Annotated in this window: 14 protein-coding genes; 9 read left to right on the top strand and 5 right to left on the bottom strand. The window is 68.1% G+C overall.

Translation table 11 applies throughout. From position 1 onward, the window contains the following. The first annotated feature begins 36 nt into the window (after positions 1-36). A complete protein-coding gene (locus tag U5771_RS05870; protein ID WP_322023105.1) occupies positions 37-348 on the top strand; it encodes a hypothetical protein in 312 nt (103 codons plus the stop codon). A gap of 274 nt (positions 349-622) precedes the next feature. Here U5771_RS05870 and U5771_RS05865 read toward each other — a convergent pair whose 3' ends face one another. Then, the gene (locus U5771_RS05865) at positions 623-1039 is read right to left on the bottom strand and encodes a DUF3995 domain-containing protein (RefSeq protein ID WP_322023104.1); all 417 of its coding nucleotides are present in this window, start codon (positions 1037-1039) and stop codon (positions 623-625) included. A gap of 361 nt (positions 1040-1400) precedes the next feature. Here U5771_RS05865 and ald point away from each other — a divergent pair, with 361 nt between their 5' ends. Then, positions 1401-2516, top strand: a complete 1116-nt coding sequence (gene ald / locus U5771_RS05860) for an alanine dehydrogenase (RefSeq protein ID WP_322023103.1) — start codon at positions 1401-1403, stop codon at positions 2514-2516. Positions 2517-2543: 27 nt separating this feature from the next. On the opposite strand, the gene polX is transcribed toward ald, so the two are convergent. Together polX and U5771_RS05850 are read right to left on the bottom strand one after the other, a co-directional pair. After that, on the bottom strand, positions 2544-4313 hold the full coding sequence (polX, locus tag U5771_RS05855) for a DNA polymerase/3'-5' exonuclease PolX (RefSeq protein WP_322023102.1): 1770 nt from the start codon (positions 4311-4313) through the stop codon (positions 2544-2546). A 167-nt stretch (positions 4314-4480) separates the two neighbouring features. Next, positions 4481-4873 (bottom strand): TraR/DksA family transcriptional regulator, encoded by a 393-nt coding sequence (locus tag U5771_RS05850; RefSeq protein ID WP_322023101.1) that lies wholly within the window; start codon positions 4871-4873, stop codon positions 4481-4483. 304 nt (positions 4874-5177) lie between these two features. Between U5771_RS05850 and U5771_RS05845 the strand changes: the two genes are divergently transcribed. Continuing rightward, positions 5178-5351, top strand: coding sequence for a hypothetical protein (locus U5771_RS05845; RefSeq protein WP_322023100.1), 174 nt, complete (start codon positions 5178-5180; stop codon positions 5349-5351). Positions 5352-5424: 73 nt separating this feature from the next. On the opposite strand, the gene U5771_RS05840 is transcribed toward U5771_RS05845, so the two are convergent. Beyond that, positions 5425-6837 (bottom strand): undecaprenyl-phosphate glucose phosphotransferase, encoded by a 1413-nt coding sequence (locus U5771_RS05840; RefSeq protein ID WP_322023099.1) that lies wholly within the window; start codon positions 6835-6837, stop codon positions 5425-5427. Positions 6838-6848: 11 nt separating this feature from the next. Further along, on the bottom strand, positions 6849-7631 hold the full coding sequence (locus tag U5771_RS05835; RefSeq protein ID WP_322023098.1) for a Crp/Fnr family transcriptional regulator: 783 nt from the start codon (positions 7629-7631) through the stop codon (positions 6849-6851). A gap of 916 nt (positions 7632-8547) precedes the next feature. Between U5771_RS05835 and U5771_RS05830 the strand changes: the two genes are divergently transcribed. The 6 genes from U5771_RS05830 to U5771_RS05805 all read left to right on the top strand — a co-directional run bounded on the left by U5771_RS05830 (position 8548) and on the right by U5771_RS05805 (position 15425). Next, entirely contained in the window at positions 8548-9330 is a 783-nt protein-coding gene (locus tag U5771_RS05830; protein WP_322023097.1) for a Crp/Fnr family transcriptional regulator, read from the top strand. Between the two features lie 168 nt (positions 9331-9498). After that, the gene (locus U5771_RS05825) at positions 9499-9750 is read left to right on the top strand and encodes an acyl carrier protein (protein ID WP_322023096.1); all 252 of its coding nucleotides are present in this window, start codon (positions 9499-9501) and stop codon (positions 9748-9750) included. Next, on the top strand, positions 9747-10943 hold the full coding sequence (locus U5771_RS05820) for an acyl-CoA dehydrogenase family protein (protein ID WP_322023095.1): 1197 nt from the start codon (positions 9747-9749) through the stop codon (positions 10941-10943). Before U5771_RS05825 ends, U5771_RS05820 begins: the two co-directional genes overlap by 4 nt. Continuing rightward, positions 10940-11920 carry an amino acid--[acyl-carrier-protein] ligase gene (locus U5771_RS05815; protein ID WP_322023094.1) on the top strand — a complete coding sequence of 327 codons (981 nt, stop codon included), beginning with the start codon at positions 10940-10942 and terminating at the stop codon, positions 11918-11920. The genes U5771_RS05820 and U5771_RS05815 overlap by 4 nt, the downstream gene beginning before the upstream one ends. After that, complete coding sequence (locus U5771_RS05810) at positions 11917-12972, top strand: DUF1839 family protein (RefSeq protein ID WP_322023093.1); 1056 nt, start codon at positions 11917-11919, stop codon at positions 12970-12972. Before U5771_RS05815 ends, U5771_RS05810 begins: the two co-directional genes overlap by 4 nt. Next, a complete protein-coding gene (locus U5771_RS05805) occupies positions 12969-15425 on the top strand; it encodes a glycosyl hydrolase 2 galactose-binding domain-containing protein (protein ID WP_322023092.1) in 2457 nt (818 codons plus the stop codon). Before U5771_RS05810 ends, U5771_RS05805 begins: the two co-directional genes overlap by 4 nt. Positions 15426-15427: the final 2 nt, after the last annotated feature.

Below are 15427 nucleotides of genomic sequence, written 5' to 3'. Positions count from 1 at the left end.
GGAGCGTGGTTCGGGCACGCGCATTCCGGATGCGCCATGCCCGACACGGTAGCCATGCCGCACGCGGCCGGCCGTCCTGTTCTTGCGATGTTGCGAACAACCTCGATGCAGGGGCCGGCCGCACACTGCGCGGTGGCGCCGTCATGCTGCCGCGCGCGTGCCGGTTCCGGCGCACTGCGCGGGGTCGACCTCTTCGCGGGTCTGATCGTCGGACAAATAGCGGCCTACCGCCCGCATCTGCCCGTCATCGCCATGGCCCTATTCAACTTAGACGCCGCACCGGCCAACGGCAAGTGCAACGATCACGACCCTCATTCCGGGCCCGGCGACAAATGCCGCGAATTATAGATGGAACCGGTTCCATTTTCATAGAGATCAATGCAATTCATTACATCGAAAACCGCAACAATGGGGAAATCGTTTTCCGGAATACGCAAGAGCCGTGACGTGGTCGCATCGTCGATCGCCGGGCCGGACGCACGTGCGGGTCTCGCCCGAGCGGCACCTGTCGTTTTTTTGGGGAATGCGCTGCCCGCGCCGGTCGGCGCTGTCCGATACGGCGCCCGCGACGCGCGTTACGGCTCCACTCGCGGCAAAACCTCCGCCCCGTTCGGTGCGGGGCTCACCACTGCCACAGCATCGACGCGATCGACAACGCGAGCGCCGCGCACAGCGGCGAGTAACACAGGCTGTCCATGCGCGCGAAACGCGACCCGCGAACCCGCTTGAAGAAGCCGACGTAGCGGAAATCGCCGACCGCGCGCACCGCGAAGATCAATGCGAGCGCAACGACCGCGAACGCGATCGCGCCGGGATACAGGTTCGGCCACAGCCAGCCCGCGCGCGACGCCACCGCGCATGCGCCGGCCAGCAACGCCGCCGCGACGGCGAGCGTGCCGGGCGCGGTCGGCCGCAGCAGCGGTACGCCGTCCTGTTCCGGAATGGCCGCACGCTTGCCGAGCCGTCCGCCGCACGCCCAGTAGACGTGAACGAGTGCGATCGCACAAAGCGTCGGCACGCTGAAATACGCGCCCGTCATGTCGGTAAGGTTCCTTGTCTCATCGTGTCGTTGTGTCGTGACCCAGCCGGAACGAGTCCGGCGCGCGGCCCCGTTCCGCGCCACCCGAGACGATACCCAAACCGCATGCCGCATGCATTGCGACGTCCGGTCGCAATACGTCATGTCGCGTCATGCCGCGTGTTGCGGTGCAGTGCGCGTGCATCGTGCCTCGGGCCGCCGCTTGACTTCCCTCCGGGCACCGCTACCCTGTTATTCCAATACGGCACGCGAACCGTGAATGCGCAACCGTCGCACACGTGCCGTTCGCCGGCACGCACGGTCGGACGATCGCGGCACGCCCGGGCACGACAACCATGACGAATACCCATGGAGGCGACTCATGCTGATCGGTGTGCCGAAGGAGATCAAGAACCACGAATACCGCGTCGGCCTCACGCCGGCCGGCGCACATGAACTCACGCGGCACGGCCATCGCGTGCTCGTGCAGCGCGGCGCGGGCACCGCGATCGGCCTGCTCGACGACGACTACACGGCCGCCGGCGCGGCATTGTGCGACGACGCGCGCGACATCTTCGCGCGCGCCGACATGATCATCAAGGTCAAGGAGCCGCAAGCGGCAGAGTGCGCGATGCTGCGGCGCGGACAGATTCTCTATACGTATCTGCATCTCGCGCCCGATCCCGGGCAGGCAGCCGCGCTCGTGAAGTCCGGCGCGGTCTGCATCGCGTACGAAACCGTGACGGGCCCCGGCGGCGGGCTGCCGCTGCTCGCGCCGATGAGCGAGGTCGCGGGGCGGATGTCGATCCAGGTCGCGGCGACGCACCTCGAAAGCCCGCGCGGCGGCCGCGGCGTGCTGATGGCCGGCGTGCCCGGCGTGCCGGCCGCGCACGTCGTGGTGCTCGGCGCGGGCGTGGTGGGCACCGGTGCACTGCAGATGGCGGTCGGCCTCGGCGCACGCGTCACCGTGCTCGACACGAACGTAGGCCGGCTGCGCCAGCTCGACCTGATCTTCGCGAACCGGATCGCGACCGTCTGCTCGAACGCGCACACGATCGACGAGGCCGTGCGCGACGCCGACGTCGTGATCGGCGCGGTGCTCGTGCCGGGTGCGTCGGCGCCGCGGCTCGTCACGCGCGACATGATCGCGACGATGCGCACGGGTGCCGTCGTGGTCGACGTCGCGATCGACCAGGGCGGCTGCTTCGAGACATCGCATGCAACGACGCATGCGCAGCCGACCTTCGTCGTCGACGGCGTCGTGCACTACTGCGTCGCGAACATGCCCGGCGCGGTCGCGCGCACGTCGACGTTCGCGTTGAACAACGCGACGCTCGGACACGCGCTCGCGCTCGCCGACAAGGGCTGGAAACGCGCGATGGCCGACGACCCGCATCTGCGCGCGGGCCTGAACGTATGCGACGGCCGCATCACGTACGAGGCCGTCGCGCTGGCGCTCGGCCTGCCGTACGTACCGGCGGAAGCCGTGCTGGCCTGACTTCGGCGCGCGGGCCGACGTGCGCCGTCACGCACCCTTCGGGCGGCCGCGCTTCGACGCGCCGCTCGCGCCGGCCATCGTGCGCGCCAGCAGTGGCCGCAGTTGCGCGAGCGTGCGTGTGTTGAGCACGTCCTGTCGCGTGAGCCACCCGCGCCGCGCCTGGCCGATACCGTATTCGAGGTGGTCCAGATCGTCCGCGCACCGCGCGTCCGAGCCGATCGCCACCGCGACGCCGGCTTTCGCGGCCTCGCGGCACCAGACATCCGGCAGATCGAGCCGCCGCGGGTCGCCGTCGAGCTCGACGAAGCAGTGGCGCGCGGCGGCGGCGGCGAGCACGCGCGGCACGTCGAGTTCGCATGCGTCGCGCTCGCCGAGCAGCCGGCCGGTCGGGTGCGCGAGGATCGTGAAATACGGATGCGCCATCGCGCGCAGGATCCGCTCGGTCTGCGCGTCGCCCGGCAGGTCGAAGCCGTCGCGCACCGCGCCGACGACGAGGTCGAGCCGGCCAAGCACGTCGTCGCGCACATCGAGGCTGCCGTCCTCTCGAATGCCGGCCTCGACGCCCTTCAGCAGCACGAAGTCGTCGAACGACGCGTTGAGGCGGTCGATCTCTTCGATCTGCCGCACGAGCCAGTCGCCATCGGTGCGGCCGGCGTCGGCATCCGGTGTGCGATCGGTGACGGCCAGATACGCGAGCCCGCGCGCCCGTGCCGCGTCCGCCATCGCGCGCAGGCTGTCGCGTCCGGCCGATGCATCGGTATGCGCATGCAGATCGCCATGAACATGCTTGCGTTCGACCAGCGCCGGCAGCGCGCCGATGCGCGACGCGTCGATCTCGCCGCGGTCCTCGCGTAACTCGGGCGGCACCCGGTGAAGGCCGATCGCTTCGTAGACGGAGGCCTCCGTCGCGCCCGCGATCCGCTCGTCGCCGCGAAATACGCCGTATTCGTTGACCTTCAGGCCGCCGGCCTGCGCGATCCGGCGCAGCGCGATGTTGTGTGCCTTCGATCCCGTGAAATAGACGAGCGCCGCGCCGAACGCGTCGGCATCGACGACGCGCAGGTCCACCTGCAGCCCGTTGCCGAGCACGGCGCTCGAACGCGTCTTGCCGTTCGCCAGCACGCGCGCGACCTCGCCGTAGCCGACGAACGCATCGGCCACGGCGGCCGGATCGCGTGCGGTCACGAGGATGTCGAGATCGCCGACCGTCTCGCGACAACGGCGAAAGCTGCCGGCCGGCACCACTTCGCCGACGCCGGCCACCTTGCGCAGGCGCTCGAGCAACGGCATCAGCGATTGCGCGGCATCCGGCAGCAGGAAGCGCTGTGGCTCGCGCTTCAGGCGGTCTTCGATCGCGTCGAGCAGATGTGCTTCGGTCTTCGCGCCGAAGCCCGGCAGCGCGCGCACGTGCCCGCTCTTCGCTTCGGCGCGCAGCTGTTCGAGCGAGTCGACGTGCAAGGCATCATGCAGCGCCTTGACGCGTTTCGCGCCGAGCCCCGGCACGTCGAGCAGTTCGACGATTGCACCCGGCAATGCATGGCGCAGCGTTTGCTGCAGTTCGCAGGTGCCGGTCGCGGCGATCTCGCGCAGCTTCGCCGCGAGATCGGCACCGATCGATGGAATCTGCCCGAGATTGCCGCCGTTCGCGATCATCGCCGGAATGTCGCGCCCGTAGTCGGCAATCGTACGGGCCGCGTTGCGATAGGCGCGCACCCTGAACGGGTTGGCGCCCTGGATCTCGAGCATGTCGGCGATTTCGGCGAAGACGGCCGCGCACTCGGCATTGTGGATCGGCATGATCGGCGTGGCTCCCTTCCACGTGGATGGCACCGTGCGCTGGCGCGCCGGCGTCTGCCCGCCCGGCGCCGCATGTCGACGGCGGCGGGCGCCCGTTGGTCATCCTGCGCCGATTGCCCGTGTCGTGCCGCGCGGGGCACGCTGCTTGTGCGGCCCCTGCGCCGACGTCAGAGCGATGCGCGCGGTGTCGTCGCGTAGCGACGCTCGTACACCGACTGGCAATGCCTGCAACGCTCGGCGGTCGGGCGCGCGAGCAGACGCTCGTAGCCGACCGGCGCATCGCAATCGATGCACTCGCCGTAGCTGCCGTCGCGCATGCGCTGCTGCGCGCGCCCGATCGCACGCAACTCGGCCAGCTTCATCCCGATCAGCGCGTGATCCACGTCGACGAACAGATCGGCATTTGCCTCGTCGCCCTCGTCCGGCGCCGCGCCGGCGAGCTCCGCGTAGGACTCCGACGCGCGCTGGTCCTCGCTCGTGCGGATATCCGCCCGCAACGTCTGCTCGCTCTCGGTCAGCCGCCGCTGCAGCGTCTGCCGTTGTTCTTGATCGAGCGCCATCGCCGTCTCTCCTTTTCCGGGTTCCGCGCAATGAGGCATGCGGCGCGCGGTTGTCGCGCCGGTGCACGCCCGGCCGCACGAAGTGCCGGACGCATTCGACGCAGCATAAACCCAATGTCCACGCATGTGTTGATCGGCGTCAGCGCCCGCACCGTGCGCGCGAAAACCGGGGACCGACGCGAAAACCCCGCGCGGTCGCATTCGTCTGACGCAGCCGCCGTTGAGGTCGATCAATCCCCTGTAAAAAGTTGCGTCATAGATTGAAAGCATGCGCGGCGAATCCGCGGCTTTCCGGGAGAACGTCATGTTGTTCGGCGTCGTCATCTGGGTGGCCCTTGCGGCCCTCTTCCCGACGATGGTCGTGCCGACGATCCAGCACGCCATCCAGCCGTCGAGCGCGCAAGCCGCGCCCGACGCCAGCCCCACCGTCTCGCCCGCTGCATTGCCGGCCGCCGCTCAGCCGCCGGCGGACAGCTGAAGCGCGGTTGCGGGCTCGCTGTTGCGGGACGCGTCGTATCGAGGCCGCACCAGATACTTCGCAATCCTCTTCATCAGAATGCGTTGCGCCCGACGAAGCCGCGCACGACCGTCATCAGGATGATCTTCATGTCGAACCAGAAGCTCCAGTTCTGCATGTAGAACAGGTCGAACTTCACGCGTGCGGCCATCGCCTCGACCTTGCGCGTCTCGCCGCGATAGCCGTTCACCTGCGCCCACCCCGTGATCCCCGGCCGTACGCGATAGCGATACATGTAGCAGTCGATCAGTTGCCGGTAGAAGTCGTCGTGTTCGATCGCGTGCGGACGCGGGCCGACCACCGACATCTGGCCGAACAGCACGTTGAAGAACTGCGGCAGCTCGTCGAGCGACGTGCGCCGCAGGAACGCGCCGACCGGCGTGATGCGCGCATCGTTGCGCGCGGCCTGCCGCACGACCCCGGGCTGTGCGCGATGCGTGCGCATCGTCCTGAACTTGAGGATATGGAACTCGCGCCCGTCGGCTCCCTTGCGGCGCTGCCTGAACAAGACGGGCCCGGGCGACGACAGCTTCACCGCGATCGCCAGCACCGCGAGCAGCGGCAGCAGCGGGATCAGCACCGCGACCGCGAACAACCTGTCGAACGCGAACTTCGCCCACAGCTCCGGCGCGGAACGCGGCGTGGTCGCGAGGTTGATGGCCGGCATGCCGAGCACATCGGTCGCGGATCGCTCGACGACCGCCATCTGCCGCACGTCCGGCAACAGCCGCAACTCGACAAACTCGTCGCGCAGCTCGCGCACGATGCGCTGGATGCGCGACTCGTGCGACATCGGCAGCGTGAGCCACACTTCGTCGATCTCGCCGCTGCGGATCCTGCGCCGCAGCGCGACCCAGTCGTCGATCACCGGCACGCCGCCGATCCCGTCCGCCGCGGCCGAGGCCGGGGCATCGTCGTCGAACACGCAGGCCGCCGCGAACGGTCCGGCCGGCTCGAGCTGCATGCGCTCGATCGCCACCCGTCCGTAAGCGGTCGCGCCGACGATCGCGACCCGCCGCTGCCGTGCGCGCGGATCGCCGCGCTTCATCGCCAGCGCACCCAGCGCCAGCCTGCCGAGCAACAGCGCCGCGTCGCCGGACAGCACCGTCCGCGCGATCCAGCGCGTCGTGACCGTGCCGCCGCGGTTCATGATCCACATCGTGCCGGCCACCGTCAGCGCGCCCGCGCACACGACGGCAACCACCGTGCGCGTCAGCACGGCACCACCGTCATGCAGCGACGCGGCGCCGCGCGGCACGCGCACGCTGCGCGGCAACAACGCGACGGTCAGCACGCACAGCAATGCAATCGCGCCGCGTTGCGCGTCCGACAGATCCCGCCACGCGAGCCCCATCGCAGCCTGCGCGGCGAGCGCGCCTGCCAGCACGAGCGCGCCATCGGCCGCGGCGAGCGCGGCGCGCCGCATCGTATTCGTTCCACCCGCCATCGCCGGCATCCTCACGCACCGTGCGCAGGGAATCCGCCGTGCAGGTCCTGCATACGCGGCCGCACCGGCAGCGATCGCGCGCCGGCCCGCGTGCCGAGCAGCCGGCGATAGTCGGCCCGAATCAGCTCGTAGCACTCGCACGCCTGGCGCTCGAGACCGTCGCGATCGAGCACGGTGATGCGGCCGCGACGCTGCCGGATCAGCCCGGCTTCCTGCAGGTTGCCAGCCGCTTCCGTCACGCCTTCACGCCGCACGCCGAGCATGTTCGCGATCGTCTGCTGCGTGACGGCCAGTTCGTCGCCGTCGATCCGGTCATGCGCGAGCAGCAGCCAGCGGCTCAACTGCTCGCTGACCGAGTGATGCCGGTTGCACAACGCGCTGCGCGAAATCTGCGCCATCGTCGCCTGGCAGTAGTTCAGCAGCAGCCGATACGTCGCCGGCGAACGTTCGAATTCCGAGCGCATCACGCAGGTCGGCACGCGGTAGGCCATCCCGCCGATACGGACTTCGACGCGACTCGATGCCGCGGCGCCGCCGACCAGCGTCGCCAGGCCGACCACGCCTTCGCGGCCGACCACCGCGACCTCGACCATCGCACCGTCCTCCATCAGGTGCTGCACCGACATCATGGCGGTCGTCGGGAAATGCAGGTGGCGCATCGGTTCCCCGACACGGTCGAGCATGCCGGCCTTGATCCTGACCAGTTCGAGGTGCGGTGCGATGGCTCGAATGCTGTCCTCCGGGAGGGCATCAAGGATGGCATTCGCCGAGTAGCTCGAGTGAAGATGAAGCATGTCTGTATCCCTGTTATCGTCCGCGCCGCATGCAGCCGCGTCAGCGGAACTCGTTATCGCGATGCGCGTCCGGACGACGACGCGGGTTGCGGCCCACAACCCTCGATCCGATCGACCTTCGGCTTCGCGCCGCCGGATCGAATCGGCAGTCCCGTTTCAACACGCCCGTCCCAATAAGCGATTTACGTGCCAATACCCGTTCCATCCTTAATATATAAAAGACACGCGATTTAGAACGGCCGAATAGCCATCAAAAAACTGCAAAAAGCGTCTCATTTCCGGACACCCCCTGCCGTCGCGGACACCGCAGACTATTCGACTGATCAATCGGCACGGCGCGCGCAGCGGCGCCAGCAGCAGGGCTGCGAGGCTTATCGTTCATATACTTACGCCCCGTTTTCAATTGTTTCCATGATGTCTCACACGACGCCCGCGCATCACACCGCACCTCGAATGATCGTTTGAAACTGTCTCAAATATGAATCGGCACATTAACTGACGACTTTGTAATCAAGCGCACATATCATTCACAACCCCATGATTCAATTGAGAAAACTCAATTCAAAATCCTGATTGTCAAATAATGTTCAATGCGTTCGAGATGTTTTTCTCGTACGATTCGCGTCGTTGTCCGATTGATTCCAGATCGGCACTGAATTCACGACTCATCCGCCAGTCCACTTCAATTCCATTAACCCAAGAAAACATGATCTTCAAATACATATAACTTTTGCATTTGCTCCAGATCGTCAAACTTTGTGAAGTGACGTAATGCGCAATTTATCGAATTCAATTGCGTGCTAGCCTTTTCCAGCCTTCGGCATTTGAATTTCGACGAACACAAATCCGCACGCGCGTGCTAAATCCCGGTGGATGGCGTCGCGCGATGTGCGATCGCCCCCTACGAGGATGCGCCGTGACCCACCAGGCCAATGACGCCGTCGCCCACGCGAGCGGCATGATCGAGCTTTCCCACAGCTTCGACGCCAACCGGTTCCTCGCGGCCCTCGACCGCGACGAACGCGCCACGCTGATTGCCAACCTGCAACTCGTCCACCTGAAATCGGGTCAGGTGCTGTGCGAACCCGGTGAAATGCTCACCGCGGTTTACCTGCCCGTCACGACGGCGATTTCGCTGCAGTACGTATCGTCCGGCGGCATGACGCTGGAAGTGGCCGAGATCGGCAGCGAGAGTGTCGTCTGCGACGATGTGATCGGCGGCAGCGGCCGGATGCCGTGCCGTGCCGTCGCATGTCGCGACGGCTTCGTGTACCGGCTCGACCGGCGTATCTTCGCCGCCGCGTTCGATGCGTCGCCGGTGATTCGCCATCTGGTGTTCGTCAGCGTGCGGCTGCTGATGGCCCAGGTATCGCAGATCACGTTCTGCAGCCGCCATCACGTACTCAAACATCAGTTATGCAGATGGTTCCTGCTCGCGTACGACCGGTCGCGCAGCATCGAGATCCAGGTCACCCACAGCATGCTCGCGCAGATGCTCGGCGTGCGACGCGAAACGGTCACGGACGCAGCCGGGGAGATCCAGAAGCTCGGCCTGATCCGCCAGTACCGGAGCTCGATCGAGCTTGCCGACCTTGCGGGCCTCGAGAAACTGTCCTGCGGCTGCCGCGCGATCGTGCGCGACGAGATGAAGCGCATCCTGTCGGCCGACTCGAGCGTGACCGCCGCGGCACGCGCATGATGCGCACGGCGTGTCGGCGCGCGCGTGCGATCCGAGTCAGCCGATTGTAGGGTGGCGAACAGAACGCCGGGCGTGCGAATGGTCTACTGATGCCGGACTGCCGGGGGGATGTCAGCGCGCTGCGCGCGTCCGCCCGTGCGGACGACACCACGCACGCCGGAGCAGCACGTGAAAAACGACATCAGAACCATCCTCAAGCACGTCGCCCACCTCGAAGCCGCGATCGATTCGATCGGTGACGGGGACGACCTTTACGAAGCGGGCCTCTCCTCGCTCGATACGATCCAGCTGATGCTCGCGATCGAGAAGCAGTTCAACATCGAAATTCCCGACGAGATGCTGAACCGCAACCTGTTCCGCAGCATCGACGCGCTCGCGGACACGATCACGACCTTGCAACGCGCCGAGCATTCGGCATGAGCCCGCTGCTTCCCGAACTCGCGGCCGACGACGACGCACGCCGGCTCGACGAGGCCGCGCACGCAGTCGCGCAAATCGCCGCCCAGCACGCGGATGCGGTCGATCGCGATGCGCGCTGCCCCGTGGAGGCGATCGAGGCCATGCGCGCGCGCCGCCTGCTGAGCGCAATGGTCCCGACCCCGCTCGGCGGTGCCGGCGCGTCGCTGGCCGACATCGCGTCGGCATGTTCGATCCTCGGCCAGGCCTGCGCATCGTCGGCGATGGTGTTCGCGATGCACCAGATCCAGGTCGCCTGCATCGTCAACCACGCGGCCGACCAGGGCTGGCACAAGCTGTTCCTGCAGCAGCTCGTGCGCCATCAGTGGCTGCTCGCGTCGGCGACGTCGGAGGACGGCGTCGGCGGCAACCTGCGCGCGAGCCAGTGCGCGCTCGAGACCAACGGCGGCGAATTCCGGCTGCACAAGTCCGCGCCGACGATCTCGTACGGCGACTACGCGGACGGCATCCTCGCGACCGCGCGGCGCGACGCCGACGCACCGGCGTCCGAGCAAGTGCTCGTCACGGTGCTGCGCGAAGGCTATACGCTCACGCGCCGCGGCGAATGGGACACGCTCGGCATGCGCGGCACATGCAGCAACGGCTTCGTGCTCGACGCACAGGGCGCGACCGTGCAATGCCTGCCCGTGCCCTTCGCGCAGATCGCCGAACAGACGATGGTGCCGGTTTCGCACATCCTGTGGGCTGCGGTGTGGATCGGCGTGGCCGGCGACGCGTTCCATCGCGCGCACCAGTTCTTCCGCGCGCAGGCGCGCCAGACCGACGGCGCGCCGTCGCCCGCGTCGCGGCGCATCGCCGAATCGCTGGCGCTGATGCAGGCGATGCAGGCCCGCGTCGACAACGTGCTGCGCCTCTATGCCAGCGCGTCGCCGCGCTCGTGGTCGGCCGGCATGGCCTGGGCCGCCGAGATCAACACACTGAAGACCTATGTGTCGTCGACCGCGCTCGAAGTCGCACAGCAGGCCATGATGATCTGCGGGATGGCCGGCTACAAGCACGGCACGCCGTTCAGCATCGGCCGCCACCTTCGCGACCTGCACGCGGCGCCGCTGATGATCAGCAACGACCGCATTGCCGCCAATACCTCGAGCCTGCTGCTCGCACTGCGTCCCGCGACGCTGGAGAAACACTCGTGAACGACCGCCTGTCCGTGCCCTCCGCCCCCTCCGCTGCCACCCCGTCCGACGCACCGCTCGACCGCGCGGGCGTCAATCCGCTGCGCGACGAAATGATCGATGCGGGCCTGCTCGTGTCGACCGGCATCCAGGGCCTGTTCGGCCGCAGCGAGCGGTTCGAGCGCGTCGTCGAAGCGCTCGACGCCTTCGTCACGCGCCTCGGCGCCGACCAGCAGGCCGAAGTGCTGCGCTTCCCGCCGGCGATGAGCCGCACCGAATTCGAGCGCAGCGAATACATGAAGAGCTTCCCGCAACTCGCGGGCAGCGTGCATGCGTTCTGCGGCGACGAACAGCGGCACCAGCGCGTGCTGCAGTGCCTCGACCGCGGCGAGGACTGGACCGAAAGCCAGAAGCCGACCTACGTCGTGATGACGCCGGCCGCGTGCTATCCGGTCTATCCGGTCGTCGCGCGCGCGGGTGCGCTGCCCGACGACGGCCGCATCGTCGACGTGTTCTCGTACTGCTTCCGCCACGAGCCGTCGCTCGACCCGACCCGCATGCAGCTGTTCCGGATGCGCGAATACGTGCGGATCGGCACGCCCGAGCAGATCGTCGCGTTCCGCGCGACGTGGATGGAGCGCGGCACGCGGATGATCGAGGCGCTGCGCCTGCCGAACGCGATCGATCTCGCCAACGATCCGTTCTTCGGCCGCGGCGGCAAGATCGTCGCGAACAGCCAGCGCGAGCAGAACCTGAAGTTCGAGCTGCTGATCCCGATCGAGCACGACGACCGCCAGACGGCGTGCCTGAGCTTCAACTATCACATGGATCACTTCGGGCTGCTGTGGGACATCCGCACCGCGACGGGCGACGTCGCGCACACGGGTTGCGTCGGCTTCGGCCTCGAGCGGCTGACGCTCGCGCTGTTCCGTCATCACGGGTTCGACATCGACGCATGGCCGGTTGAAGTGCGCGACGTGCTGTGGGGTACGCGATGAAATTCGTGTCCCGCGACGGCGAGGACGCGTCGTTCGATGACGTGCGCCACCGCGCACGCCACTACCGGCCGCACCCGCTGCATAGTCAGGAGATGGTCTGGAAACAGACCAACTGCTACGTCGACATGTGGCTCGAGGTGCTCCGCTGGTGGGGCCTCAACCCGTACGCGGCGCTGCCGTTTACGATCGCGCTCGATTTCGAGGGCGACCAGTTCACGTTCTTCAAGTTTCCGCACGACGAACTGGAGCGGCTGTACGGAATCGTCGTGCAGGAACACTCGATCTACGAGCCGCTCGACCAGCACGTCGAGACGCAGGTCGCGCGCGGTCACCTGATGATCGTCGAGGTCGACGCGTGGTTCCTGCCGGACACGCGCGGCAGCAGCTACCGCACGCAGCATACGAAGACGACGATCGGCATCGACTCGATCGATCGCACGCGCCGCCAGCTCGGCTACTTCCACAACAGCGGCTATTACGTGGCCGAGGATTTCGACTACAACGGGCTCGTTGGCGGCAGTTCGCCGATGCCGCTGCCGCCGTACGTCGAGTGCGCGAAGCGGCGTTTCGCGCCGCTCGACGAGCGCGCACTGTGCGAAGTCTCGCTCGCCTCGCTGCAGCGGCATCTGCGCCGGCTGCCGGTCGTCAATCCGGTCACGGCGTTCCGGCGCCAGTTGCAGATCGATGCGAAATCGCTCGCCGATTCGCCGCTCGAACGCTTCCACGCGTACTCGTTCAATTCGGTGCGGCAACTCGGCGCGAACTTCGAACTGTTCGGCCACTACGCGCGCTGGCTGCAGGCGAGCGGCTGCGTCGGGCCGTTCGCCGAGATTCGTACCGCCTGCGACCGCATCGCGTCCGAGGCGATGGTGCTGGAGTTCCGGCTGGCGCGGGCCTGCGCGCGCGGCAAGGAAGAACGCGGCGACGCGACGCTCGAAGCGATCGAAACGGCTTACGCCGACCTGATCGACTGCGCGCGGCAGATCGCCCCGCCGCCGCCGCACGCGGTACCCGTTCGCGTCGACGCGGCCCCCGTGCCGTTGATGCGGTGACGCGCGCGCGCGCCGCGCTCGCGTGGTCGATGCTCGCCACGGCCGCAGGCGCCGCACGCGGGCCGCTCGAGCTCCCCGCCGACGGCTGGATCGCGGCCCCCGTCCCCGGCACGGTCGCGCAAGCGCTCGCGCTGTCCGGCCGGTCCGACGAGACGGCGTCGCTCGACGAGCGCGACCACTGGTATCGCGTCGAACTGCATGGGCACGGGCCGCGCGTGCTGCGCTTTCACGGCCTTGCAACCCTCGCCGAGGCATGGCTCGACGACACGCCGATCCTGCGCTCGGACAGCATGTTCGTCGCGCACGACGTACCCGTGTCGCTCGACGGCACGCACCGGCTGACCGTCTGCTTCCGCGCCCTCGCGCCGCACCTGCGCGAGGTGCGCGCACCGCGCCGTGCACGCTGGCGCACGCGGCTGGCCGAACCGGCGACGTTGCGCACCGTTCGCACGTCGCTCCTCGGGCACATGCCCGGCTGGTTTCCGCGCTGTGTGCCGACCGGCCCGTGGCGGCCCGTCGACCTGCTGGACCCGGCCGACGGTCCCGTTCTCGTCCATTGCGACCTGCATGCGCGCGTCGACGGCGACACCGGCTGGCTCGATGCGGAACTCGCGTTCGCCGGGCCGCTGCCCGATACGTTCACGGCCCGGCTGTCGTGCGGCGAGCACCATGCGACGCTCGAACGCAGCGGCGCCGACCGGCTGCACGCAAACGTCGCGGTGCCGAACGTGCGCCGCTGGTGGCCGCACACGCACGGCGAACCGGTGCTCTACGACGTCGCATTGCACGTCGGCGCCGAACGGCAGCCGCTCGGTGCGACGGGTTTTCGCACGATCGAGCAGGACGCGGGCGACGACGGCAAGGGATTCGGGCTGCGCGTGAACGGGGTGCGCGTGTTCGCGCGCGGCGCGTGCTGGAGCAGCGCCGCACCGCTCGCGCTGCACGCGGACGACGCGACCTATGGCCGTTTGCTCGGACACGCGCGCGATGCCGGCTTCAACATGATTCGCGTCGGCGGCACCATGACCTACGAGGCCGACGCATTCCACGCGTGGTGCGACCGGCTCGGACTGATGGTCTGGCAGGACTTCATGTTCGCGAACTTCGACTACGCGCTCGACGATCGCGCCTTCGCGGACGCCGTCGATCGGGAGGCCGAACAGTTCCTCACGCGCCATCGCGCGTCGCCGTCGCTCGCGGTGCTGTGCGGCGGCAGCGAGATCGCGCAGCAGGCCGCGATGTCGGGGCTCGGGCCGAAGCAGCGCTTCCTCGAACTGACCGCCGAGCGCCTCGCCGGCCATGCGGCGGCACGACGACCCGACACGCTGTACGTTGCCGACTCGCCCGACGGCGGCGTGCTGCCGTTCATGCCGCGCGAGCGCGTGTCGCACTATTACGGCGTCGGCGCGTACCTGCGCCCGCTCGACGACGCGCGCCGCGCCGACGTGCGCTTCGCAAGCGAATGCCTCGCGTTCGCGAACGTGCCGTGCGATACGATGCTCGCGAGCCTCGGCTGGCCGGGCGTTCACGAGCCGCGGTGGAAGGCGGCCGTGCCGCGCGACCCCGGTACATCGTGGGATTTCGACGATATTCGCGATCACTATCTGCAGACGCTGTACGACGTGGCGCCCGACCGCCTGCGGCGCGAGGATCCGTCGCGCTACTTCGAGCTGTCGCGCGCGGTGATCGCGGACCTGATGCGGGACACGTTCTCCGAATGGCGGCGCACCGGCTCGCGCTGCGCGGGCGCGCTCGTCTGGCAGTTCCAGGACGTGATGGCGGGCGCCGGATGGGGTTTGCTCGATGCGACGCATCGGCCGAAATCGGCATGGTATGCGCTGCGCCAGGTGCTTCAGCCGGTGCAGGTCCTGCTCGTCGACGAAGGGCTGAACGGCCTCGACGTGCACGTGATCAACGAGCGGCCGGCGCCGCTGTCGGCGGCCGTCGAGCTGGTCGCGCTGCGCGACGGCCGCACGCCGGTCGCGCGGGCCGGCGCTCCGGTCCGGATCGCCGCGCACGACATGCTGCGGCTCGATTCGGCCGAATTGCTCGGCCGCTTCTTCGACTGGACCTACGCGTATCGATTCGGCCCGTGCGAGCACGATACCGTCGTCGCGACGCTGCGCGCCGACGACGGCACGCTGCTGTCGCAGGCGTTCTACTTCCCGTCCCGCACGCATCCGGCCGTGTTCGCCCGCCGCGACCCCGGCATAGAGGCATGCGTGTCGCGCACCGGCGGCACGTGGCACGTCGACATCGACGCGCGCCATGTCGCACGTCACGTGCAGATCGACGCGCCGGGCTTCGTGCCGCGCGACGACTGGTTCGATCTCGCGCCCGGCACGCCGGCGCGCGTCGCGCTCGTGCCGCTCGAAAACACCGGCACGGCGCCGACCGTTGAAATCCGCGCGGTCAACGCCGTGCGAACCGTGCGCGCGGCGTTGGCCGGCTGACG

It is taken from the genome of Burkholderia sp. BCC1977 (assembly GCF_905339595.1).
Taxonomy (GTDB): Bacteria; Pseudomonadota; Gammaproteobacteria; order Burkholderiales; family Burkholderiaceae; genus Burkholderia.
Note: the sequence above shows the minus strand (reverse complement) of the source record. Positions and strands in the feature narration are given on the sequence as shown.